The sequence below is a fragment of the Streptomyces millisiae genome (genome assembly GCF_031845425.1).
Lineage (GTDB): Bacteria > Actinomycetota > Actinomycetes > Streptomycetales > Streptomycetaceae > Streptomyces > Streptomyces millisiae.
The window spans coordinates 1-24,214 of the sequence record NZ_JAVREM010000035.1 but is presented as its reverse complement, the minus strand read 5'-3'; the positions used below and the strand labels follow the sequence as shown (position 1 = coordinate 24,214).

At 71.7% G+C, this 24,214-nt stretch carries 18 protein-coding genes; 4 read left to right on the top strand and 14 right to left on the bottom strand.

Going from position 1 to position 24,214, the window contains the following annotated elements:
* Window positions 1–162: 162 nt before the first annotated feature.
* The 10 genes from RNC47_RS22760 to RNC47_RS22715 form a co-directional block, all read right to left on the bottom strand.
* On the bottom strand, window positions 163–2,580 hold the full coding sequence (locus RNC47_RS22760; protein ID WP_311601367.1) for a TPR repeat region-containing protein: 2,418 nt from the start codon (window positions 2,578–2,580) through the stop codon (window positions 163–165).
* Between the two features lie 124 nt (window positions 2,581–2,704).
* The gene (locus RNC47_RS22755) at window positions 2,705–5,233 is read right to left on the bottom strand and encodes a TPR repeat region-containing protein (protein WP_311601366.1); all 2,529 of its coding nucleotides are present in this window, start codon (window positions 5,231–5,233) and stop codon (window positions 2,705–2,707) included.
* A 10-nt stretch (window positions 5,234–5,243) separates the two neighbouring features.
* Entirely contained in the window at window positions 5,244–7,694 is a 2,451-nt protein-coding gene (locus RNC47_RS22750; RefSeq protein ID WP_311601365.1) for a hypothetical protein, read from the bottom strand.
* 97 nt (window positions 7,695–7,791) lie between these two features.
* Window positions 7,792–8,151, bottom strand: coding sequence for a hypothetical protein (locus tag RNC47_RS22745; RefSeq protein WP_311601364.1), 360 nt, complete (start codon window positions 8,149–8,151; stop codon window positions 7,792–7,794).
* A 114-nt stretch (window positions 8,152–8,265) separates the two neighbouring features.
* On the bottom strand, window positions 8,266–9,855 hold the full coding sequence (locus RNC47_RS22740; RefSeq protein ID WP_311601363.1) for a hypothetical protein: 1,590 nt from the start codon (window positions 9,853–9,855) through the stop codon (window positions 8,266–8,268).
* A gap of 6 nt (window positions 9,856–9,861) precedes the next feature.
* Complete coding sequence (locus tag RNC47_RS22735) at window positions 9,862–10,257, bottom strand: hypothetical protein (RefSeq protein ID WP_311601362.1); 396 nt, start codon at window positions 10,255–10,257, stop codon at window positions 9,862–9,864.
* A gap of 28 nt (window positions 10,258–10,285) precedes the next feature.
* Window positions 10,286–10,597 carry a hypothetical protein gene (locus tag RNC47_RS22730; RefSeq protein ID WP_311601361.1) on the bottom strand — a complete coding sequence of 104 codons (312 nt, stop codon included), beginning with the start codon at window positions 10,595–10,597 and terminating at the stop codon, window positions 10,286–10,288.
* Between the two features lie 51 nt (window positions 10,598–10,648).
* Window positions 10,649–10,978: a hypothetical protein gene (locus tag RNC47_RS22725; protein WP_311601360.1), complete on the bottom strand. Its 330-nt coding sequence runs from the start codon at window positions 10,976–10,978 to the stop codon at window positions 10,649–10,651.
* A 286-nt stretch (window positions 10,979–11,264) separates the two neighbouring features.
* A complete protein-coding gene (locus tag RNC47_RS22720) occupies window positions 11,265–11,498 on the bottom strand; it encodes a DUF397 domain-containing protein (RefSeq protein WP_311601359.1) in 234 nt (77 codons plus the stop codon).
* The gene (locus RNC47_RS22715) at window positions 11,480–12,319 is read right to left on the bottom strand and encodes a helix-turn-helix domain-containing protein (RefSeq protein WP_311601358.1); all 840 of its coding nucleotides are present in this window, start codon (window positions 12,317–12,319) and stop codon (window positions 11,480–11,482) included. The genes RNC47_RS22720 and RNC47_RS22715 overlap by 19 nt, the downstream gene beginning before the upstream one ends.
* Window positions 12,320–12,496: 177 nt before the next feature.
* Here RNC47_RS22715 and RNC47_RS22710 point away from each other — a divergent pair, with 177 nt between their 5' ends.
* Window positions 12,497–12,721, top strand: coding sequence for a hypothetical protein (locus RNC47_RS22710; protein WP_311601357.1), 225 nt, complete (start codon window positions 12,497–12,499; stop codon window positions 12,719–12,721).
* Between the two features lie 6 nt (window positions 12,722–12,727).
* Here the strand turns inward: RNC47_RS22710 and RNC47_RS22705 are convergent, their stop codons facing one another.
* From RNC47_RS22705 to RNC47_RS22690, 4 genes are all read right to left on the bottom strand, one after another.
* Window positions 12,728–13,258, bottom strand: coding sequence for a hypothetical protein (locus RNC47_RS22705; RefSeq protein WP_311601356.1), 531 nt, complete (start codon window positions 13,256–13,258; stop codon window positions 12,728–12,730).
* Window positions 13,255–17,835, bottom strand: a complete 4,581-nt coding sequence (locus RNC47_RS22700) for a DUF6531 domain-containing protein (protein ID WP_311601355.1) — start codon at window positions 17,833–17,835, stop codon at window positions 13,255–13,257. The genes RNC47_RS22705 and RNC47_RS22700 overlap by 4 nt, the downstream gene beginning before the upstream one ends.
* 107 nt (window positions 17,836–17,942) lie before the next feature.
* A complete protein-coding gene (locus RNC47_RS22695; RefSeq protein ID WP_311601354.1) occupies window positions 17,943–19,307 on the bottom strand; it encodes a class I SAM-dependent RNA methyltransferase in 1,365 nt (454 codons plus the stop codon).
* A 44-nt stretch (window positions 19,308–19,351) separates the two neighbouring features.
* Complete coding sequence (locus RNC47_RS22690) at window positions 19,352–21,445, bottom strand: APC family permease (protein WP_311601353.1); 2,094 nt, start codon at window positions 21,443–21,445, stop codon at window positions 19,352–19,354.
* Between the two features lie 122 nt (window positions 21,446–21,567).
* Here RNC47_RS22690 and RNC47_RS22685 point away from each other — a divergent pair, with 122 nt between their 5' ends.
* The 3 genes from RNC47_RS22685 to RNC47_RS22675 are packed head-to-tail and all read left to right on the top strand — an operon-like array spanning window position 21,568 to window position 24,108.
* Window positions 21,568–22,233: a potassium channel family protein gene (locus RNC47_RS22685; protein ID WP_311601352.1), complete on the top strand. Its 666-nt coding sequence runs from the start codon at window positions 21,568–21,570 to the stop codon at window positions 22,231–22,233.
* Entirely contained in the window at window positions 22,230–22,898 is a 669-nt protein-coding gene (locus RNC47_RS22680; RefSeq protein ID WP_311601351.1) for a potassium channel family protein, read from the top strand. The genes RNC47_RS22685 and RNC47_RS22680 overlap by 4 nt, the downstream gene beginning before the upstream one ends.
* A gap of 49 nt (window positions 22,899–22,947) precedes the next feature.
* Window positions 22,948–24,108 (top strand): Gfo/Idh/MocA family protein, encoded by a 1,161-nt coding sequence (locus tag RNC47_RS22675; RefSeq protein WP_311601350.1) that lies wholly within the window; start codon window positions 22,948–22,950, stop codon window positions 24,106–24,108.
* Window positions 24,109–24,214: the final 106 nt, after the last annotated feature.

Below are 24,214 nucleotides of genomic sequence, written 5' to 3'. Positions count from 1 at the left end.
CGGAAGTCCGCCCCATCGTAGGCGAGTTCCGGACACGGGCACGGTGGCGGTCGAACGACCCCCCGTCGCCCGTCACGTGCCCGGCTCAGATTGCATCCGCGATCACGACGAAGGCTAGGGGTGCTGTGTACCAGGCAGGTATCAGTTCTGTCCCGGTCGGGCTCAGCCGACGGTCTCCTTGTATCCCTGGTCCAACTGGTCCGCGTACCAGTCGTATCGACCCGAGACGTCCGCGACCTCCCGGTGCAGGTCGGACTCGTCGACGTCGGGGTCGGTGCCGGGGTCGCGCAGTTCGGTGCCGCCGAGCCCGTTGTAGTCGGCGGCGATCGCGGCCCTGGCCACGACGGTCTCGCTGACCCAGTCGCCGTACTGCAAAGAGTCGAGGCGGGCGTTCTCGGCCGCGATGGCCGGGTCCGGCTGGGAGTAGCGGTACATCTCGCCGAGCCCGTAGGCGCCGGCCCTGATGGCCACCTTGGCGGGCAGGGGGGCGACCAGGTCGCGGACGACGGCGCCGGCCTGGCCGATGGCGGTGACGGCGGACGCCTGCTGCCGGTTCTCGTTGCCGACCGACGCGACGGAGTTCTGGGCGTTCTCGACGGTGCCGGCGACGCGCCCGATGCCCTCGAACGCGGAGCCCTGGTCGTGCTGGACGGCGGGGTCGCGGGTGAACGCGTTGTAGGCGGTGACCTCCTGCCAGGAGGTGACGCCGTCGAGGAAGTCCTGGCTGGCGCTCCGCTCGCCCCGCAGCAGCATGTCGAACAGGCCCTGCCGGTCGTCGCGGGAGAGTTGGAAGGAGTAGCGGTAGTCGTTGCCGTACAGGTCGCGGTCGGTGCGGGCGTTCGGGTCGTTCGGGTCGGACGGCTCGTCGAAGCCGCTCTCCCGGGACGGCTTGGAGAGCATGTCCATGTACTGGACGGCGGTGTCGCCGATGGCGTTCTGCAGCGCGGAGTGATCGGCGGGGAAGTAGCCGGGCACCCCGCTCGCGAGCACCGCGTCCTGGTGGGCGGGGGCGTCGGTGAGGACGTGGTACGCGGCCTGGACGTAGGCCCTGGCCTCGTCGCTGTTGTGGTCGACGCCGTCCGGGATGGTGGTGCCGGCCCTGATCAGGTCGCCGGCGCCCGAGCTGTCCTCCCAGTGCAGGGAGAGCAGGTTGTCGCGGAACGTGTCGTCGTTCAACAGGTCGGCGGAGGCGCCGGTGTTGAGGGACGCGGTGTGCAGCAGGTCCCGGCTGAAGGTGTTGTCGGTGCCCAGGTACTCGTTGTAGGTGCGGAACTGGACGTCGACGGCGGCGGTCGCGAGGTCCCTGGCGAACACGTCGCCCGGCGGCACGGTGGCGGTCGACAGCAGGGCGCCGAAGTCGTTGAAGCGCCCCAGCGCCGGCTGGTACTCGGAGTTGCCGATCGGGTAGAGCCCGGTGCCCTCCCGGTAGTCGTAGACGAACTCCCGGATGCCGTCCGGGATCAGCTCCTTGTTCTCCGGGATGGTGATGTCGATGCCGCCGAGTTCGGCCGCGGTGAGCAGGTTGATGCCGTTGGCGACGCGGCGCAGCGCGGTGTTGTCGCCGTCCGGGTCGCGCAGGGCGCCGAGCGCGGCGAGCTGGTCGGCGTCCAGCTGCTCGTAGAACTCCAGCAGGTAGGCGCGCTCCTGGGGGTTGAGGAAGGACAGGGCCTCGCCGCCCGGCTTGTCGGGGTCGGCGAAGACGCCGAGCGCGATGCCGTTCAGCCCCTCGGTGTAGCGCAGCAGCACGTCGGGGTCGGGGTTGTCCTTGGCCAGTTCCTCGGCGATCCGCTGGCCGGCGAAGGTGGCCATCTCCTCGGTGGTGAAGAGGTCGAAGGGGCCGCCGGAGAGGTCGTAGCCGAGGTCGCCGAGCTCCTGACCGAACTCGGCGAGCCTGGTGCGGTACGCCTCGACGGCGTCGGTGATCTCGCCGTCGGTGGTGACGGCGTCCTCGGCGGCGTTCCCCAGGTGCTTCTCGCGGATCTCGTCGGCCAGCGAGCCGGGGAGGCGGTAGACGGGCTGGGCCATGCTGCCGCCCGGCTGGAGGCTGAGGGTGCGGCCGCGGTAGCTGACGTCGAGCGGCACGACGGGCCGGGTGACGGCGAGTTGGGGCGCCGGCATGGCGGCGACGGCGGCCTCCAGGGCGCCCTGCCAGCCGTTCCACTCGCTGATGGCGGCGCTGACGTGCCGGGTGCGGCCCTCTTCGAGGCCGCCGTCGCCGAGGACGAGGCCGAAGACCTCCTCGTCGGCCTCGATGGCCCGGTTCATGGCGCGCACCAGGTAGCCGACGACCTGGTCGATGTCCTGGCCGTTGCCCTGGAGTCCCCTGGCGGTGGCGTCGATCCGCCCCTCGCCGTCCACCAGTGCGTCACCGTCGAGACCGCCGGCGTAGATGCTGGCGTGGGTGGCCTGGGCGGCGAGGTCGCCGGCGTCCGCCGCCTCGCCGGCGGCCCGGGCGTAGACGGCGGCCGTCTCGGCCATGTCCTCCGGCTTGATCTCCTCCGTGAACTCCCGTTGCCTGGTCCAGGGCTTCCTGCCCGCCTTCTCCTCGACCTCGTCCGGCGTGAAGTTGAAGTCAGGCACTCGGTCGTTCCCCCGCTGAGCTTGCCGATCACGGTCGGGACCAACCTGGGCGGAAGGTCGGTCCTGACCGTTTCGGTCGCGTTACACGAGGTGGAACCGTCCGTGAACGGTGGCCGGTGCCCCGTCAGTTGGCGGTGGCGTCGTTGTAGACGGCGTCGTTGTAGCCCTCGACGAGCGCGTCGCGGTAGGCGTCGTACACGGCGCCCTCCACGTCCAGGGTGGCGCGACGCAGGTCGTCCTGGTCGACGTTGGGCGAGGAGGTGTCCGGCAGCCGGTAGTCGGACGCGCCGTGGTAGTCGGCCTTGATGGCGGCGTCGGCGACGATGGCGCGCACCGTGTTGTCGCCGAAGTTCACGGCGTCCCACTGGGCCTGCTTGCGTTCCTCGGCGCCGTCCGGCAGCGAGTAGCGCAGTCCCTCGGTGAGGGCGAAGCCGGCGATGCTGGTGACGGCGTTGACCCGGCCCGCGTCCGCCAGGGTGTTGATCACGGAGGCGCCGGTGGCGATGGCGCCGTAGGAGGTGAACTGCTGCTTCGAGGTGTCGCTCGCCTCCTCGACCTTCTGCACGTACTGGACGGTGCCCGCCACCCGGCCGATGTCCTCGAAGGTGGAGGACTGCTCGGAGCGGCCGCCCGGCTCGTCGCGCAGGAACGCGTTGTAGGCGGTGACCTCCTGCCAGGCGCCGACCCCGTTGAAGAAGTCCTGCCTGACCGACTCGTCCGTCTTGTTCATCAGGGAGAAGAGGCTGCGCCGGTCGTCGCCGTCGAACTCGAAGGAGTACAGGTAGTCGCGACCGTGCAGGTTCCGGTCGGTGAAGCGGTCGGCGGCGTTCGGGTCGGCGGGTGCGGAGAACTCGGTCTCGGCGGAGCCCTTGGACAGCATGTCCATGTAGGTGAGCATCGTGTCGCCGACGGCGTCCTGCAGGGCGCTGTGGTCCAGCGGCGCGTACTCGGCGATGTTGGGGTTGCCCCGGCCGAGGATCTCGTCGTTGTGTCCCGCCGCGTAGTCGAGCACGTTGAACGCGGCCTGCACGTACGGCCGGGCGGCGGTGCTGTTGCCGTCCACCCCGTCGGGGATGGTGGTGCCGGCGCGCACCACCTCGGCGATGCCGGTGCTGTCCTCCCAGTGCAGGCCGAGCGCGGCCTCGCGGAAGGATGTGTCGTTCAGCAGGTCGGCGCTGAGGCCGTCGTTGAGGGAGACGTTCCGCAGCAGGCCGCTGCTGCCGGTGTTGGCGACGTCCTCGTGGCCGCCGTCGAAGTACTGGTACTCGGTCATCGACTGGATGTCGACGGCCGCGCTGGCCAGGCCGGTGCCGAACCCGTCGCCCGGGGCGATCGAGCCGGTGGACATGAGCGCGCCGAAGCCGTTGAAGTCCCGCAGCGCGTCCTTGAACTCGTCGCCCACGGGCCGGCGGACGGCGGCGTTGGCGAAGCCGTCCACGAAGTCCTCCCGCGCCTCGTAGACGAAGTGCCGCACGCCGGCGGGCAGCGCGGCGCGGCCGGCCTCGGTGGTGGGGTCGAGGCCGCCGATCTCCGGGTTCGTCAGCATGTTGATGCCGTTGGCCACCCGCTGGACGCTGGCGAACTGGATGCCGGCCTGGCCCGGGTCGAGCCCGGCGGTGTCCTCGGTGAGGTGCCCGAGCCTGGCCAGCTCATCGGCGTCGAGCTCGCCGAGGAACGTCTGCAGGTAGGCGCGTTCGGCCGGGGTGAGGTCCTTGGCCGCCTCCTCCGGGTCGTCCGGGTTGTCGTAGATGCCGCGGGCGACGGAGTCCAGGCCCTCGGTCCAGCGCAGCAGCGCCTCGGGGTCCGGGTGGTCCTTGGCCAGTTCCTCGGAGAGGCGCTGGCCGGCGTAGGTGGCCATCTCGTCGGTGGTCCACAGGCCGAGCGGGCCGTCCGAGAGGTCGTAGCCGAGGGCGCCGAGTTCGACGCCGTACTCGGCCAGCTTGTTCCGGTAGGCCTCGATGGCGTCGGTGATCTCGTCGTCGGCGGTGACGGCGTCGTCGGCGGCGTTGCCGAGGTGCTTCTCACGGATCTCGGTGGCCAGGGACGCGGGGAGGCTGTAGACGGACCGGCTCCAGTCCTGCTCGGGCGCGATGGTGAGCGTCCGGCCACCGTAGCTGACGTCGATCGACATGATGGGCCGCAGCACGGACGAGTCGCCGAGCGGGTTGGCCGGCACGGCCGCCTCCAGCGCGGACTGCCAGCCGTTCCACTCGTTGACGGCGGCGGTGATGTGCCGGGTGCGGGCCTCCTCCAGGCCGCCGTCGCCCAGCACCAGGTCGAAGACCTCCTCGTCGGCCTGGATGGCGCGGTTCATCGAGCGGACGAGGTAGTCCACCACGGAGTCCATGTCCTGGCCATTGCCCTGCAACCCGCGGGCCGTAGCGTCGATCCTGCCGTCCTCGTCCACCAGGGAGGCGCCGTCGAGTCCGCCGGCGTCCGCGCCCACCTCGGTGGCGTGTCGGGCCAGTTCGCCGGCCCCGGAGGCCTCGCCGGCGGCGCGCGCGTACACCGCGGCGGTGTCGGCCATGTCGTCCGGCTGGATCTCCGCGGCGAACTCGCGCTGTCTGGTCCAGGGCTTGCGGCCGGCCTTCGTCTCGACCTGGGCGCTGGTGAAGTTGAAGTCCGGCAAGGTGGTGCCTTTCTCGGTCCCCATTGGTGGTACGTCAGTTGGCGGTGGCGTCGTTGTAGACGGCGTCGTTGTAGCCCTCGACGAGCGCGTCGCGGTAGTGGTCGTAGGAGGCGCCCTCGACATCGAGGGTGGCCCGTCTCAGGTCGTCCTGGTCGACGTTGGGCGAGGCGACGTCCGGCAGTTCGTAGTCGCCGGCGCCCCCGTAGTCGGCGTTGATGGCGGCGTCGGCGACGATGGCCCGCACCGTGTTGTCGCCGAAGTTGACCGCGTCCCACTGGGCCTGCTTGTGGGCGGCGGCGCCGTCGGGCAGCGTGTAGCGGAGCCCCTCGGTGATGCCGTAGGCGCCGAGTGAGGTGATGGCGTTGCCCTTGCCGAAGTCGATCAGGGTGTTGGCGAGGGAGGCTCCGGTGGAGATCGCGCCGTAGGACGTGAACTGCAGCTTGGAGGAGTCGTCCGCGGTCTCCACCTTCTGCACGTACTGCACGGTGCCCGCGACCCGGCCGATGTCGTGGAAGGTCGAGGACTGTTCGGGGCGGCCGCCCGGCTCGTCGCGCAGGAAGGCGTTGTAGGCGGTGGCCTCCTGCCAGGCGCCGACCCCCTCGAAGAAGTCCTGCCGCACCTGCTCGTCGCCGGAGTTCATCAGCGAGAACAGGGCTCTTCGGTCGTCGCCGTTGAGCTCGAAGGAGTACAGGTAGTCCTTGCCGTGCAGGTTCTCGTCGGTGAACTCCCGCCCGTCGCTTGAGGCGTTGAACTCGCTCCGCTCCGATCCCTTGGACAGCATGTCCATGTACTCCAGCGAGGTGTCGCCGATGGCGCGCTGCAGGTTGACGTGGTTCAGGGCCATCGGGCCGTCCTGCGGGCCGCCCTGGCCGAGGATGTACCGGCCGTTGTCGGGGGCGTCGGCGAGCACGTTGAACGCCGCCTCGACGTACTGTCTGGCCTGCGGGTCGTTGTGGTCCATGCCGTCGGGGATGGAGGTGCCGGCGCGGATCAGGTCGGCGGCGCCGGTGCTGTCCTGCCACCACTGGCCGAGGAACTCGTCGCGGAAGTCGTCGTCGTTGAGCAGCCCGGCGGAGGCCTCGGTGTTGCGGGAGACGGTGGTCAGCAGCCCGCTGCTGCCGGTGTTGGGGATCTGCTCGTCGGCGTAGATGCCGAGCGCCTGCTGCACGCCCGAGCGGGCCTGGATGTCGAGGGCGGCGTTGGCCAGGTCGCCGGCGAAGGCCTCGGAGGGCTCCAGGGTGCCGTGCGACATGATGTCGCCGAAGCCGTTGAAGAGTTGGAGCTCCTCGCGGAAGCCGTCCGCGTCGGTGGTGTCGTTCTCGCCCGGCCACATCCGGCCGTCCTGGTAGTCGTAGACGAAGCGGCGGACGATCTCGGGCAGGGCGGCGCGGCCCTCCGCGGTGGCGGGGTCGTAGCCGCCGAGCTCGGGGTCGGCCAGCATGGTGATGCCGTTGGCGATGTTCCGCTTGGTCTCGTCCCAGCCCTCGATCTTGGTGCCGAGGGAGGCCAGCGTCTCGGCGTCCACGTTCGAGAAGAAGGTGTCCAGGTAGGCGCGCTCCGCCGCGGTGAGGTCGCGCAGCGGGTCGCCCGGGTTGGCGGAGTCGCCGTAGATGGCGTCGACGATGCCGGAGAGCCCCTGGGTGTACATGGCGATCAGCCGCTGGTCGGGGTCCTCCTTGGCCAGCTCCTCCTCCAGCTTCTCGGCGGCGTACTCGGCCTGGCCCTCCGTCGTCCACAGGCCGAGCGGGCCCGCGAGGTCGTAGCCGAGCGCCTGGAGTTCGGTGCCGTACTCCATGAGCCGCTGCCGGTAGGCGTCGATGTGGTCGGTGATCTCGTCGTAGGCGTCCTTGGCGCTGTCGGCCGCCCGGCCCAGGTGCTTCTCGCGGATCTCGGCGGCGAGGCTGTCGGGCAGCGAGTAGACGTAGCCGCCGCCGGACGGGGCCTGGTCGGCGTTGATGGTCCGGCCGTTGTGGGTGACGCTGACCGCGACGGTGCCGGAGACCGCCCCGCTGTCGTTGGCCCGGGTGACGGCGCCCTCCAGCGCGGACTGCCAGCCGTTCCACTCGTCGACGGCGTCCCGGAGGTGGTCGGTGTACTTCGTCTCCAGCTTGCCGGGCGCGTGGATCTCGTCCTGGACGTCGGACTCGGCGTCGATGGCCCGGTTCATCGCCTGGACGAGGCGGGTGACGACCTCGTCCATGTCCTCGCCGTTGCCCTGCAGGCCGCGGGCCGTCTCGTCGATCCGGCCCTCGCCGTCCACCAGGGTCGCGCCGTCCAGGGCGCCGGAGTCGGCGCCCAGCCGGGTGGCCTCCTCGGCCAGCTCCCCGGTGTCGGCGGCCTCGCCCGCGGCACGCGCGTAGACGGCGGCCGTGTCGGCCATGTCCTCCGGGTCTATCTCCTCGGAGAACTCCCTCTGCCTGGTCCATGGCTTCTTCTCACCGGCCTTCCCTTCGACTTCATCTCTCGTGAAATCAAGCTTCGGCACGGCCCGCTCCTTGGACTCAGTTACAGAGGGAGATCACCCTTGAGCTCACTTGCTTTGGTTTGTGAACAACTTCTTACCCGATGGTGAAGCTTTGACGCTAGATGGCGTCCGAAATTCCCCGGAATATGGGGGAGTTGCGCGACTCGACCGAGGACGCGGCGGCATTGATCGACGCCTCCGCCCCGATCTCCATCTCGTCACCGGTGTCGGCGACGACATGGTCGGCGCCGGCCATGTTCTCCCGGCCCTCCGCCGCCCGTGAGACACCCCGTGACTGCTTGTCACGGGTGCTGATCACCGCGTTGACGAACGCGTCGGCACCGGCGTAGCTGCTGGCGTTCGGGGTCGCCCGATCCAGGTAACGCCGGGTGCTCTCCGCCATGTCGGCGGTCTCGTAACTGCCTCGCGCGGATTCCCGGAAGCCGTCCGGAATGTAGTAAAGGCCGTCACCGGACACTGGTTTCTTCCCTTCCCGTCTCTCCGGCCCAGAAGGGCCGCCGCGTCTCATCGGAATCCGATGCGGTGCCGAGCCCCTTGCCGGGGCGCGGCACCGCATCACGGAGCCGAGCGCTTACGCGCCCAGAACTCCGTTACTGGCATTCCGATTCGACGCCCAAACCGCCGGATCCTCGGTCAGATCCGTGGGCTTACCCGTTTTGCCGCGCTCCTCCGAGTCGCGGTCCGACCGCTTGGCTCCCGGGGAAGGAGGGGGTGTGTTCCCCGGGCGCCCGGTGAGACCGTGCCGGGCGGAGGCGTCCCTGCCTCCCGACCGCCAGGTGGCGGCCGGCTCTCCCACGGCGCGGGCCCGCGAGCCCGCCCGCGCGGCGTTGCCCCGCGTGGCCTGCTGCCCGCGGCCACCGGCCGCCGAGCCGGCGGGCCCCGGAGCGAGCGCGCGCGCGGCGGCGCCCGCGGTGCGCTGACCGGCCGGGAAGGCGACTCCAGAGCGCTGGGCCACACCTCGGCCACCGACACCCACGCGCTGACCCGCGGCACCGCCCCGGCCCGCCGCCGCACCCGGCGGAGGGACGAAGGGCCGCCCGCCCTGCCCCGCCTCGTGCAGGGCGAAGCGGGAGGCGACCTGGGCGCGGCGCGCCAGGTTGCGGGTGGCCTGCTGCACCATCTGCCCTCGGGCGGGACCCGAGTGGCCGACGCTGGGCGGCATGATGCCGCCGTAGAGGCCGGCGAGGCTCGCCGCCCCGCCGCCGGCGGCGAGACCGGCCAGACCACCGGTGGTGGCGACCGCGCCGGGACCGGCGCCGATGCCGGACAGCCGGGTGGCGTACTCGGTGACGTCACCGAACGGCTGGCCCGTGACCGGGTCGATCCACCGGCCGGCGACGGGGTCGAACTCCCTGCCGGTCGCCGGATCGACGAGGTGCCCGGTGTTGGGGCTCTGCACCCAGCCGGCGAAGTCGCCCTGCTCAGGACCCTGCACCCGGGACCCCGGGTACTCGCCGGAGCCGATGACGCTGCCGTTGGGCGCCTGGTAGTCGGGCTGCACGACGCCGCCGGCTCCCGCACCGCCGCCACCGCCACCGCCGGCCACGGCGTAACCGCCGCCGCCCACGGCCGCGCCGCCGCCCACGGCCGAACCACCACCGCCGCCACCGCCCGAGGCGGCCGCCGCGAACGTGTCGCCGCCCGCGCCGCCCTCGGGCGCCGCCGGCGGCTCCGCACCGATGACGCGGGCGAACTCCTCGCCCAGCGCCTCCAGTTCGGCTTCGGCCTGCCGCCGCAACATCTCGCGCCGGTCCTCGGCGACCTCGTTGGTACGGATCACGCCCATACCAACGTCGATCTGCTTGATCCGCTCTTCCTCCCAGGCGTTGACCTCGGAGAACTCGACGTCCAACTCGACGGCGCGCTCGGTCGCCTGCGCCGAGCGCTCACCGGCCCGCGACAGCTGGTCGGCGATCTGCCGGGCCACGGCCCCCGCGCCCTCGGCCCAGCCGCTGACGGCGGTCATCCGGTCGGCGAGCTCCAGCAGACCGACGCCTTCCTCGGCCTCCGCCTCGCTCGCGGTGCCGGACAGCGCACCGCTCTCCGCACCCGCCGCCCTGGCCAGCGCCATCCACGCACCCGCCGCCGCCTGCATGTGGAAGTAGCGGGCGCTCATGATGTCGTTGATGTGCTTGTAGAAGGCCTGCTCAGCACCTGCCACGTGCGATCACCTGCCCGGAATGATCAGAGTGGACCGGCGGTACTCACGCGGCCTGGTCGGGTGGTTCTCCTCCATGCGGTCGTCGAAGCTGGTGACGTCCTTCAGCTGGACCTTCCCCAGCTCCGCCTCGGCCGCCTCGTCGGTGTCCTCACCGATGCCGGCCGCCTGGGCGGCGCTGAGGCGGATGTCCTCCACGGTGCGCCCGCTCCGCTCCAACTCCCGGAGCATGGCGCGGGCCGCGGCCTCGAGCGCCGCCGACGCCTTCGCCGCGTTCGGCACCTCGCCGAACATCGTGACGTCGGAGGCGATCTGCGCGAAGCTGGTCCGCATCGCCGCGAGACCCTCGCGGTTCGCGGCACCTCTCTCGGCGCCGTTGAGGGCGCCGATGTTCATGGTCGTCATGATGCCCCGTTCCCCGTGTGGGTCTCCGTCAGGCCCCGCCCCTGGCGGCACGCACCATCGCCGCGCCACCCTCGACGCCGATGTTCTGGACGTTGCGCACCGCCGTGTTCTGCGCGATGACGCTGTCGTCGAACCCGGTGGCCTCGCGCCGGAATATCTGGTCGCGCTCCGCCAGCACGCCGCCGACCTGGGCGTCGACCAGGCCCTGCTCGACCAGAGCCATGATCTGGGTGCGCACGGTGTCCCAGATCCCGATGTACCGCTCCTGCTGACCGGTGGTCTGGGTCTGGATGTCGGTCAGGTTCTGACTGCGGAAGTGGATCAGATCGCCGTTCGGCATGAAGACTCCTCTTGTTCTTCTGTCGCTTGGTGGGTGTGGTCCGGCCGACGATCAGATCGCGGCGGCGATCCGCGGGTCGTGGACGGTCACCTGGTTCACGGCGCCCTCAGCCTCGGCGTCGGTCTCGCGACCGGTGTTCGCGGTCAGGCCCAGGTCCTGGGAGAGCCCGTTGAGCGCCTCCGCGAGCGCCTGCCCGGCCCGGCCGAGGCTCTCGTAGGTCTCCATGCCGCGGGCGGTTCCCCCACCGGTGTAGGCGGCGCCGAAGTTGGCGGCGTGACCGCCGATGCCGGTCGACACCGTGGCCATCTCCTCGAAAGCCTCGGCGATGATCCCCTTCACCCGGTCGGCCTCGGCGGCGTCAAGCTTGACTTCTTCGAACATCGTTCCTCACTCTCGCACTCTGCTGGTCGGGCAGCGCGATGCCGTAACGCGTGAGGCACACGCCCCCGCATGCCTCGCCCATGATCCGCCAGCTGCGGTAAGGGCGCACCAAAAATCTCGTATCAGTTGTGTAGCAAACAACCGAACGCCGCCCGCCGACGCCCCAACTCCGGGCATCCTGCGGCGGCTTGGTCGATGTGTTGGCCGTAACACACCACCTGCGCGCATACGGTAGCGCCTGCGGCTCGCCGGCTACCTCAGAGGAAGCTCAAGCCTCAGCAAAAGCTCAACTACCCTCTGTCGGCGGGTTGCACACGCACACGGCCCCGGCCTGCACCGAGGACACGAACGACGACCAGCCTCCCGCCGCGAAGACGAGCGCGGGGCCGTGTGGCAACTTGCTGTCACGCACCGGGACCAGGCCCTCGAAGTCGTCGGAGACCTCAAGGCACGCGCCACCGTCCGAGTTGCTGTAGCTGCTCTTGCGCCAGGTCGCGACGCTCAGGTCGAGGGATCGCACGGTGCTTCCTCCAACATGCGCAGGATGAACTTCCGCGACTCGGTCGGGGGTAGGGCCAGGTCGCGCACCGCGTCGTAGGCACGTTGCAGCCGCTCAACTGGCCCGTCTTCCTCGATGAGTTCGCCTCCATGGGCATTCTCCGTGTACGCCACGGTACGCCCGCCCGGCAGGCGAAGGAACCAGATGTCGATGCTGTCCAGCCCATACAAACCCGCTGCGAACGGCAGGACATGGACGTTGACGTTCCAGCGCTCCGCCGCCTCCGACAGGTGCTCCAACTGCTCTCGCCACTCCAGCGCACCCCGCAACGGGGTCCGCAACACCGCCTCCGACAGGATCGTTCGGAACGGCGTCGCGGCGTCGCCGACCAACAGCTCCCGGCGCCCCATCCGCGCCTCAACCTGTTGGTCCAGTTCGTCTCCCCTGGTTCCGCCCGCCAGCAGTTCCCGCGCGTAGGCCGGCGTCTGGAGCAGCCCCGGCACCACGCTCACCGCGAAGTGCCACAGGCTGGTCGCCTCGGCCTCCAGCCTCATGTACCGCTGGTAGCGCTCGCGGAACTGCGTCTTGTCGTTCGTCGCCAACTCCCACAGGGCCAGCAACAGCCCCGGGGTCTCGTAGTACTGGTCGAGCGCCTCGACGACCTCGGGGCCGCCCAGGGTCTCGCCCTTCTCCATCTTGCCGAACAACGACCAGTCCCAGCCCAGCCGTTCGCCGAGCCGGCGCAGACTGTCCCCCCGCTCGGCCCGCAGCCGGCGCAGCTCTTCCGCGAACCGGGCGCGCGGCTCCCTGCTGCGGCCGGTGACCGCTCTTCTGTTGGGCATGAGTTTCCCCTCCCGTGGAAGGTGTGGAACGTCCCTGGTTCGCCGGGGAAGCGCGACCTGCCTCCGGCGTGCCGTCGCCCTCGCCGACGCATTCTCGTAATGCCTCGGTCACGGACGGTACTTCGAGCCGCGTGGCCCGAGTGAGGAGATCGCACAAAAACACCTGAAGGAGACACGATGACGATCCCGGAGCCGACCTACGGCGCCACGGTCCACGACACCCGGCGGGACCGCGTCGGCGTCGTCATGGGCCGGGTCGGCCCCTGCTACCAGCTCAGGCCGCTCAGCGGCGGCCGCGAGTGGGACGCCGCGCCCGAGGACATCCGACCGATGACCCCGGCCGAGGTGCTGCACGCCCGGCTCGCCGAGGTCAACGCGCGTAGCCGCAAGCCGACCCGCTGACGCGGGTCAGGCATAGGGGTTGGTGGAGAACTCCGGTTCCCCACTCGGGAAGTCCTCGGGGAAGATCCGGAGCCGCCGGGCTCCGGTCAGCAGGTCCAGAACGAGCCCGGTGGAGCTGCGTTCCACCAGGGCGAAGTCCAACTGGCCCGCCTCGATGACCAGGGTCGGCCACGCCTCCGGATCGCCGACCGGGACCCAGAGCAGCGCGTCACCGTTGTCGGTGCCGCCCCACTGGACGAGGTCGTCCGGGCCGAGGCCGTGTGCGCCCAGCATCTCCCGGATCCCGGAGATCCCCTTTTCCCGCAGGATGGCCCGCATGGCGTCGGTGGCGGCGCCGATGTCGAGGTGCGGGTTCTCGGCGCCGACCCCGTAGATCCACAGGAACTCGTCGAAGCAGCCGACGCCGTAGGTGTGGACGAGGGTCCGGTGGCTGTCCGGGACGGCCGGCTCCACCGCCGGCCCGTCCGGTCCCTTCGGACGCGCGGGGTCGGACGGCGGCGGGCAGAGCGCGATGAGTTCGCGCAGGTCGCTGCTCATATGTTGGGGATTCTCTCGCGGAATGACCAGCCGAAGTCGTCTACGGCCTCGATGAGGATATGGCTCGGGATGTCCGCCGTGGCGCTCGCGTACTCCGGCGTCACGCTCAGGATGACCGTGTTCCCGGTGTTGTCCACATGGGCGGCGATCATGTCCTCCACGGCCGAGATGCGTCCGTTGTTCTGCGCCTGTCCCTGGGTGACCAGGTTGCGCATGTCCCGGCCGTCACCGCCGAACTGCCGGCCGATCAGGTGGCCGCGGGTGTGGCCCGCCGCCCCGCCGCCGAAGCCGGGCGGCGCGTAGCGGCGGCCACGACCGGCAGGCGATCCGATGAGGTTGGCCGCCGCGTCCCGCAACACCTGCGGCGTGATCTCCGCGTAGGCGGCGCCCCGCTGCCCGTTGGGGCCGATCTCGCTGTAGTACGGGGAGAGGCCGAGCGGGTCCATGCCGGTGTGCGGGTTGTGCACGTAGGCGGCCGGGTTGGGAGCCGGGGCGAGGCCGAGCGGGTCAGGGGAGAGGTAGCGCGCGGTCTCGGGGTCGTAGTGGCGGAAGTAGTTGTAGTGCAGGCCGGTTTCGGGGTCGCAGTACTGACCGGGGAAGCGCAGCGGGGTGTAGGCGACGGCGTTCGCGTTCCAGGTCGCCCGCCCCCACAGGGTGGTGCGGGTTCGCCAGGCGATGTCCCCGGCCTCGTCCACCAGTTCCGTCGGCGTTCCGACGAGGTCGGTGACGATGGCGAAGAAGCGCGAGTCGATCTCTTCCTGCGGCGCGTCGCCGGACACGACGCGCTCCGTCTGGGCGATGGGGCGGGTCCCGTCGTGCTCCCAGGTCAGCGTCACGGCGTGCGGTTGGGACGGCGTGTGCGTCGTCTGCTCGCAGAGGGTGGTTCCGTCCCAGATGAAGTCGACCTGCTCGATGACGGTCCGGCCGTCGGGGCCCAGCCGCTGCTTGGCGGTGCGCCGGCCCAGGGGGTCGTAGCGGTAGCGCCAGTGGCTGCCGTCCGGAGTGACCACCGCGGTCAGCCGGTCCTCGTCGTCCCAGGTGTAGTGCCAGGTCGCGGGCTTGTGGGAGGGCCTGGCCCAGCGGCGCACGGTGACCCGGCCGAGCCCGTCGTGTTCGTACCGGGTGTTGCCCGCTCGGGTGATCCGCGTTCCCGTGTAGTCGCGGGTGCCGGCCGCCTCGGCATGGCCCGGGTGACCGGCCGGCCATGAGGCGTCGGTCTGGTTTCCGGCCGCGTCGTAGGCGTAGCGCTCGGTCCAGTCGCGGCCGTCGACGGCGGTGACGCGGTTCGCCCGGTCCAACGCGTAGCGACGGCTGCCCGCGAGGTGGTCGTCGATGCCGACGAGGCTGCCGTCCGTGGCGTAGGTGTAGGACCGGTGCTGGACCCGGCGGCCGTCGCCGGCGGACACCGACTGCGCCGTGAGGCGGCCGAGTTCGTCGAGGTCCTGGGTGAGGGTGACGTCCGCGCCGAAGCGGCGTGCGACCTCCCGGCCGGACCAGTCGTGGGCGAAGTGGACGGTCCTTCCCGCCGTGTCCATCCGGGTGCGGTTGCCCGCCGCGTCGTAGGCCCATTGCGTGGTGACCCCGCCGGGAGTGACGCGGCGGACGGGACGGCCCAGCTCGTCATGGTCGTAGCGGAGCGTCCGGCCGTCGACGGTCTCGCTCAGCAGCAGCCCGTTGGCGTCCCGCCGCAGGGACAGGGTGCTACCGGGCGCCGTCGCCTCGGTGAGGCGGCCGTTGGCGTCGTAGCCGAACGTGGTGACGTGGCCGGCGCTGTCCTTGCGCGTCATCCGCCCCATGGCGTCGTAGGCGAAACGGACGGTGCGACCGAGGGCGTTGGTACGGGCCGTCAGCCGGCCCGCGGCGTCGTGCTCGTAGCCGACGCGACGGCCGTCGAAGTCGGTCTCCGAGACGAGCCGGCCCGCCGCGTCGTACGCGTAACTCCAGGTCAGCCCCTGCGGGTTGGTGACCCGGGTGAGACGCAGGCTCGCGTCGTGCGCGAACTCGTAGCGCGCGCCGTCCGGCCCGACGCGGGCAGCCGGCAGGTCGAAGTGGGTGTACTCGAAGCGGGACACGTTGCCCGACGGCGTGGTGTGGCTCGTGCAGTTGCCCTCGCCGTCGTACGTCCAGCTCTCCACGGCGCCGTCCGCCACGACCCGGCGCAGCAGCAGGCCCTCGACCGACCAGGTGAAGCGGGTGGTGTGGCCCTCGGGGTCGGTGAACGCGACGACGCGGCCGAAGGCGTCGTGGTCCCAGGCAGTGACCGCGCCCAGCGGATCGGTCGCCGTCACGGGCAGACCAGCGGCGTCACACCGCACCTCGCGCCGGCCGCCGAGAGCGTCGGTCACCTCCGTGAGGCGCCCCGCGCCGTCGTACGCGTACCGCGTGGTGGCGCCGGCCGGTTCGGTGACGGCCACGCAGTTCCCGCGCTCGTCGTACGCCCGTCGGGTGGTGGATCCGTCGGGGAGCGTGACGGCGGTCAGGCGGCCCATGTCGTCGTAGTCGAAGCGGGTCTCCGTGCCGTCCGCGTACGTGATGCCTGCGGGCAGGCCAGAGGGACCGGTGGCGAAGCGGGTGGTGTGGCCGAGGGGGTCGGTCTCGGCGACCACGTGGTGGTCGGCGTCGTACTCGGTGCGGGTGACGTTGCCGAGGGGGTCGATCTCGGCGATGACGTCGTGGCGGTCGTCGATGACGAAACGGCTGGCGGCGCCCTCTGCGGTGGTGAGGGTGGTGACGCGGGCGTCCGGCCAGTCGGGGTGGCTGCCGTCGTAAGCGATGGAGACGGCGACGTGGCCGGCCTCGCCGCCCTCGGCGACGCAGCGGTCGCGGTCGTCGTAGGTGTAGGCGTAGCGGCGGTCGTTCCGGTCGGTCCAGGACGTCACCCGTAGGCGGTGGTCGTAGGTGAAGCGCAGGGGCAGTCCTGAGGAGTTGACGTCCTCGGTGAGGTTGCCTTCGGTGTAGGCGTAGCGGCGGATGACGGTGTCGCCGAGGCTCAGCGCGGTGACGCGGCCGTGTTCGGTGGTGAGGGTGAGGTGGTAGCCGCCGGAGTGCCGGATGGCGGTGGGCGCGCCGTCGGGGTCGTAGTCGATGTCGACGCGGTTGCCGTTGCGGTCCGATATCCCCAGGATCCGGCAGTCGCCGTCCCCGTCCGGACGTCGGAAGTGCCGGATGTGGCCGGTGAGCGGGTCGGTGAGCGCATAGCCGCCGCCCTCCCGCCGGGCCAGCGGCCAGCGGGGGCCGCTCTCGGGCAACACGGCCGTGCCCGGCGCCTTCGGGTGGGGGTAGGCGAGGACCAGGCCGTCCTCAGCCAGGAACACCACCCCCTCCTCGTCGACTTCCAGCCGCTGGTCCAGGGTGGAGGACCAGGACGGGCCGAACCACCGGCCGGCGAAGTAGCCCGACTCGACCCGGCGGGTGAACGCGAACGGCAGCGTCCCCGGCAGCGTCACGTCGACCTGCGGCAGGAACATGTGGCCGGTGGCCAGGTCGACCGGGTCGGTACCGCCGCTGCGAATCCCGGTCCGCGCACGGGCGTAGGCCGACCGCATCCCGTCCGCGATCATCGTCCGACCACGCGACGCCAGACCCCGCACCCCGGCGGCCATGCCCCGCAGCCCACCACGCGCCAGAGCGCGCGCCCCCGCCGCCAGGCCACCCAGGGTAGTGAGCCCCTTCATACCCGGAATGCAGTCCAACGCCGCGAACGCCACGTCCCACAGGGACGCCCGGCCGTTGGCGTAGTCGTAGAGCGTGTCGGCCAACACCACCAACGCCGCCGCCAGCACCACCCAGGCCAACGGCCCACCGATGATCATCACCACGATGCCCAGCACCGCGACGACGACCTTGCAGATCTCCACGATGGTGTCCCAGTTCTCCGACACCCAGTGGACCGCGTCCTCCCACCAGGAGCGGTTCTGGATACCGGCGTCCGACGCCGCGTCGATCCCGTCGGCACAGACCCGGGCGGCCTCCTCCCGCATCGTCCTGGCGTCCAGGGCGAGTTGACGCGCGGCGGACAGCGCTTCCTCGGCGGCGTCGACGCGGGACTGGGCCGAGCTGGCGGCCCCGTTGGCGGCGGTGGCGTCGCGAGTGGCGGCGCGGACCTCCGCCTCCGAGGGCGGCTCGATGTTTTCGCGGTCGCTTTGTTCTTCCAAGCGTTCCGCTTCGGCACCTGCCCGGGACACCCAGTCCTGGGCATCGGAGAGCGCTGCCTGCGCGGAGGACAGGTCGGCCTGGGCGGAAATGGCGCGGTCCAGGGCACGGTCGGCCATGCCCTGCGCGGTCTCCAGCTTCGGCCAGTACGTCTGCAGGGCCTGCGCCGCCATGTCGTACGACGTCCGCAACTTCTCCAGATTGCCCGGCACCCCGTCGAACTCCGACCGGAACGCCTCCGCCGACAGCCCGGCCCAGTCCATCACCGCCCGGTCCTCGGCCATCCCACGCACCCGGCCAAGCGCCTCGCCGACCTCGTCCGCGAACGTCTGGAGCGAGTCCGCCAGCGTGCGGACCTCGTCCGGATTCCCGGGCGTCGGGTCCGAGTCCATGTCGACCGGAGACCAGTCAGACGACCGCCCCATCCCCAACACCCCCGCGCAGAGTCCTGATCACATTCGTGATCAGGACACGCTAGGCAACGCCCACCCCCCAATCCATGGCGGATCTGTCACAGCTCGGTGCCGGCACCTCAGCGCTGTCGCTTCTCCGCCGGCTCCAGGATGGCCACGCACTCCATGTGGTGCGTCATCGGGAACAGGTCGAAGGCCCGGATGAAGCGCGGGAGGTAGCCGGCGTCGCGGAAGTGGGCCAGGTCGCGGGCGAGGGCGGCGGGGTCGCAGGCGACGTAGGCGATGCGGCGGGCGCCGAGGGGGGCGATGTGGCGGATGACGGCGCGGCCGGCGCCGGCGCGGGGCGGGTCGAGGACGATGAGGTCGGTCTCGGTGATGCCGGTGCGCGGCAACACCCGCTCCACCGTGCCGTGTTCGATCCTGACCCGGGGGAAGTCGGCGAGGTTGTGCCGGGCGTCGCCGACGGCGCGCTTGGACGCCTCGATGCCGAGGACCGCGCCCCGCTCCCCCATCCGGTCGGCCAGCGCACCGGCGAAGAGTCCCGCGCCGCAGTAGAGGTCGAGGGCGCTCTCGCCCTTGCGCGGGGTGAGGCCGCGCATCACGGCGTCCACCAGGACCCCGGCCGCCTGGTGGTGGACCTGCCAGAAGCCGCCGCCGCTCACCCGCCAGGTGCGGCCGTCGGCCCGCTCCCGGACGAAGGCCCGGCCGTGGACCCGGTGCAGCGTCTGCTCGCCGCGCCCGCGCTCCTCCTCGGCGCGCATCACCGAGACCGGCCGGTCAAGCTCGACCAGCGGCAGCCGGGCGTCGCCGCGCGGGGTGAGCACCACCATGCGGTCGCTTGAGCCGGTGGCGGCCACGGCCTCCACGCTCGCCATGCCGGACCAGTCACGGGCCTCGACGCCGAGCTCGGTGACGGCCTCGGCGGCGATCAGGCAGCGGTCGATCGGCTGCACCTCGTGCGAGCGGTGCTTGCGCAGCCCCGCCCTGCCGTCCTCGTCGATCGCGTACTGCACGCGGGTGCGCCAGGCCGGCACGTCGCCGGGGGCCACCTTGTCGCCGGGCGCGGGCTCGACGGTGCCGTCCCAGCCGGCCTCCTCGGGGGTGAGCCCGGCGAGCTTGCGCAGCTGCTCGGCCAACACCTCGCCCTTGAGCCGGCGCTGGGCGCCGGGCTTCGCGTGCTGCCAGTCGCAGCCGCCGCACTTGCCGGGCGCGGCGTAGGGGCAGGGGGCGGGCACCCGGTCCCTGGACGGCTCCAGCACGGTGACGGCGTCGGCGCGCAGGAAGCGGGAGTCCTCGTGGCCCTCGGTGACGCGGGCGATGACGCGCTCGCCTGGCAGGGTGTGGCGGACGAAGAGGACCCGGCCGTCCTCGGCGCGGGCCACGCAGTGGCCGCCGTGGGCCACCGGGCCGACCTCGACCTCGTACTCCTGGCCGGCGAGCGACGCCGCCGCGGGCGCCGTGGGGGACGAGTCCGTGCTGGCCATGGGGTTTCGGTGCTCCTGGGTTCGAAGAGGGGCGGCCGTTCAGTCTACGGCCGGTCCCGGTGCTCGTTCGAACCGCCGTTGTTCCCGTGGTTGCCGTTGTTCCCGTGGTTGCCGTGGTGGAGGTGCGGCCGGTGCTGCCAGCCGCGCCGGACGGCGCCCGGGGCGCGCAGCTCGGGCCGGCGCTTGGCCCGGGCCCTGGCCGCCTCGGCGGAGCTCAGCTGCCACGGCACGGAGGTGACGGTGACGCCGGGCGTCAGCAGCAGCCGGCCCTTGAGCCGCAGCGCGCTCTGGTTGTGCAGGACGGCCTCGTACCAGCGGCCCACCACGTACTCGGGGATGATCACGCTCACCACGTCGTTGGGGTGCTTGCGGCGCAGCGCCTTCACGTAGGCGACGAAGGGGTGGGTGATCTCCCGGTAGGGCGCTTCCAGCACCTTGAGCGGCACCTCCAGGTCCCAACGCCGCCACTCGGCCTTGAGGGCGCGGGCCTCCTCCGGGTCGACGGCGATGGTGACGGCGACCAGGCTGTCGGCGCGCAGCAGCTTGGCGTACGACAGGGCGCGAAGCGTCGGCTTGTGGATCTTGGAGACCAGGACGACGGCGTGCACCTGGGAGGCGCGCAGGTCGGGTCGCTTCTCGTTCGGGTCGAGGGCGATCTCCTCGGCGACCCGGTCGTAGTGCCGGCGGATCGCCGTCATCAGCGAGTAGAAGAGGACCATGCCGACCAGCGACACCCAGGCCCCCTGGGTGAACTTGGTCAGCACCACGATCACCAGCACCAGCGCGCAGAGCCCGGCCCCGAAGGCGTTGAGCGCCCTGGCCCGGTGCATCCGGCGGCGCGCGGCCCGGTCCTCGGTCTCGGCGGTGAGCAGCCGGTTCCAGTGCCGGACCATGCCGCTCTGGCTGAAGGTGAAGGAGACGAAGACGCCCACGATGTAGAGCTGGATCAGCTGGTTGACGTTGGCGTCGAAGGCGGCGACCAGCAGGGCGGCGAGCAGGGTGAGGAAGACGATGCCGTTGCTGAACGCCAGCCGGTCGCCGCGGGTGTGCAGCTGGCGGGGCAGGTAGCGGTCCTGGGCGAGGATCGAGCCGAGGACGGGGAAGCCGTTGTAGGCGGTGTTGGCGGCCAGGAAGAGGACGAGTGCGGTGGCGGCGGCCAGCAGGTAGAAGGGGAGGGAGCCGCCGCCGAAGACCGCGGCGCCGACCTGGGCGATGACCGGTTCCTGGTGGTATCCGCTGCCGGCCGGCTGGCCGTCGATCAGCAGGTCGACGGCCGGGTTCTCGGCCATGTGCACGTGGGTGGTGAGGGCGAGGGTCATCACCCCGAGGAACATGGTGGTGGCCAGCGTCCCCATGATGAGCAGGGTGACGGCGGCGTTGCGCTCCTTGGGCTCGCGGAAGGCGGGCACGCCGTTGCTGATGGCCTCCACGCCGGTGAGCGCCGCGCATCCGGAGGAGAACGCCCGCAGCAGCAGGAAGCCCATGGCGAACGCCGAGAGGTTGGTCTGTTCGGGCAAGATCTCGAAGTCGGCGGTCGGGGCGCGCATCCGGTCGTCGAGGACGAGGCCGCGGAAGGCGCCCCAGGCCACGGTCCCCAGCACGCAGACCACGAAGGCGTAGGTGGGGATGGCGAACAGCGTCCCCGACTCCTTGACGCCGCGCAGGTTGAGCAGCATCAGCACGACGACCACCACGAACGCCGAGAGCACGGCGTGGTCCTTGACGAGGCCGACGGCCGCGCCGAGGTTGTCGATGCCGGCGGCCACCGAGACGGCGACCGTCAGCACGTAGTCGACCAGCAGCGCGCTGCCGACGGTGAGCCCGGCCCGGCGGCCGAAGTTGCTGGAGACGACGGCGTAGGCGCCGCCACCGCCGGGGTAGGCGCGCACGGTCTGCATGTAGGAGGCGACCACGGTGACCATCAGCAGCAGGATGGCCAGCGTGATCCAGCCGCTGTGGTGGTAGGCCGAGAGGCCCGCGATGGAGAGGATCAGCAGCACCTCGCCCGGCGCGTAGGCCACGGACGAGAGCGGGTCGGAGGCGAACACCGGAAGGGCGATGCGCTTGGGCAGCAGCGTCTCGCGCAGGGTGTCGCTGCGCAACGCACGTCCCAGCAGCACGCGCTTCGTGACCGCCATGCGCCACACGTTACGCCCGGTGGGCCCCTGAAACGGACAGGCGCCCGGCCGCCCGGTAGCGTTGTGCGCCTGCGACGACCCTCGCGCGACTCGCACGACGTTCGACCTAGGCACGGAGACCTATGCACATCGTGATCATGGGCTGTGGTCGGGTCGGGGCGGCCCTGGCCCAGACCCTGGAGGAGCGGGGGCACTCCGTCGCCGTCATCGACCAGGACCCCACGGCCTTCCGCCGCCTCGGCTCACGCTTCGCCGGGCGCCGGGTGACCGGCCTCGGCTTCGACCGCGGCACCCTCACGGAGGCCGGGGTCCAGGAGGCCGGCGCCTTCGCCGCGGTCAGCAGCGGCGACAACTCCAACATCATCGCGGCCCGGGTGGCGCGCGAGGTGTTCGGCGTGGAGAACGTCACCGCCCGCATCTACGACCCGCGCCGGGCCGAGGTGTACGAGCGGTTCGGCATCCCGACCGTGGCCACGGTGCGCTGGACCGCCGACCAGATGCTGCGGCGGCTGCTGCCGTCCGGCGCCGAGCCGCTGTGGCGGGACCCGAGCGGCGGCGTGCAACTGTCCGAGGTGCACGTCGCGGAGAGCTGGGTCGGGCACCGGGTGAGCGAGTTCCAGGAACGGACGGGCGTGCGGGTGGCGTTCCTGACCCGGCTCGGCGAGGCGATGCTGCCGACCGCGAGCACGGTGCTGCAGGAGGGCGACCTGGTGCACGTGATGATGTACAGCGACCGGGTGGCCGAGGTGGAGGCCGTGTGCCTGCGCGGACCGGAGGAGCCGGCATGAGGGTGGTGATCGCCGGGGCCGGCGCGGTGGGCAGGTCGGTGGCCCGCGAGCTGCTGGAGAACGGCCACGACGTGCTGCTGATCGACAAGTCGCCGCAGGCCGTCTCGGTGGTGCGGGTGCCGGAGGCCGAGTGGCTGCTGGCCGACGCCTGCGAGATCACCACGCTGGACGAGGCGGCGCTGGAGCGCTGCCAGGTGGTGATCGCGGCGAGCGGCGACGACAAGGTCAACCTGGTGGTCTCGCTGCTCGCGAAGACCGAGTACGGGGTGCCGAGGGTGGTGGCGCGGGTCAACCACCCCAACAACGAGTGGCTGTTCAACGACTCCTGGGGCGTCGACGTCGCCGTCTCCACGCCGCGGCTGATGTCGGCGCTGGTCGAGGAGGCGGTGAGCGTCGGCGACCTGGTGCGGCTGATGAAGTTCAGCCAGGGCGACGCCAACCTGATGGAGCTGACGCTGCCGGAGGGCGCGGCGCTGGTCGGCACCCGGGTCGGCGAGGTGGCCTGGCCGCAGGACACGGCGCTGGTGACGATCATCCGCGGCTCGCGGGTGCTGATCCCGGACCCGGACGACGCGCTGGCCGCCGGCGACGAGCTGCTGTTCGTGACGGCGCCGGCCCGGGAGCCGGAGCTGCGGGCGCTGCTGTTCCCATCCTCCGAGGACTGACGTCCCCGGGATTGCTTGTCAGGACATCCTCACCTCAGAATCTCCTGTCATGGAGGCTGCTGTGGAGGCCGCGGATCTCGGTGTCGGCATCATCGGCGCGGGCTGGATGGGACACGTGCACGCCCGTGCCTACGCCCGGCTGCCGCACCACTACCCCGAACTCGGCGTCCGGCCACGGCTGGTGGCCGTGGCCGACCCGGTGCCAGGACAGCTCGACGACTTCGCCGCCCGCTTCGGGCCCGTGCGGCGGTACGACGCCTGGCGCGCACTGCTGGCCGACCCGGAGGTGCGGGCCGTCAGCGTGACGGCCCCCAACGCGCTGCACCGGGAGATCGGCACGGCGGTTGCCGAGGCCGGCCGCGACCTGTGGATCGAGAAACCGGTGGGCCTGACGGCCGGGGACGCGCGGGCGGTCGCCGATGCCGTGGCCCGCGCCGGGGTCAGGGCGGCCGTCGGCTTCAACTACCGCACCTTCCCGGCCGTCGCCCGCGCCCGCGCGCTGCTGCGGGAGGGCGCCATCGGCACCCCGACGCACGCCCGCTGCCAGCTGCTCACCGACTACGCGGCCCACCCGATGGCCCCGCTGAACTGGCGCTTCACCCGCGAGCACGGCGGCAGCGGAGTGCTGGGCGACCTGGCATCGCACGGCGTCGACCTGGTGCGGTTCCTGCTGGGCGACCTGGCGGCCGTCGTCGCCGAGACGGCCGTCTTCACCCCGCGCCGCCCGCTGCCGTCCGCCGCCGACACCAGCCACTACGCGGTCGCGGCGGCGGACGCCGCGACGGGCCCGGTGGAGAACGCGGACTACGTCTGCGCGCTGCTGCGCACCGCGGCCGGCGTGCCGGTCACCTTCGAGGCGAGCCGCGCGGCGGTCGGCGAACAGAACGCGTACGGCTTCTCCGTCCACGGCACGCGCGGCCTGCTCGCCTGGGACTTCCGCCGCCCCGGCGAACTGGCGGTGAGCCGCGGCGACTCCTACCTCAACCAGCCGGTGACCCGCTGGACGGCCGCCCCGGGCGACGGCGACTACGGCCGCTTCCACCCGGGCGCGGGCAACGCGATGAGCTACGACGACTCGAAGGTCGCCGAGGCGGCGGACTTCCTGTCCCCCGACCGCTCCCCCGCGACACCGGCCGACGCGGTCGCGGCGGCGGAGACGCTGGAGGCGCTGACCACGTCGGCCGCCTCCGGCGCGTGGGTCGCGCTGTGAGCGCCGCCGGACCACGCGGGCGCCATTTCCGCGCTGCGCGCGGTGAGCTGCCGCCGGGGCTGGGCCGCGGTGGCGCTTCGTGCCGGGGTTTCTCCCCCACCCACCC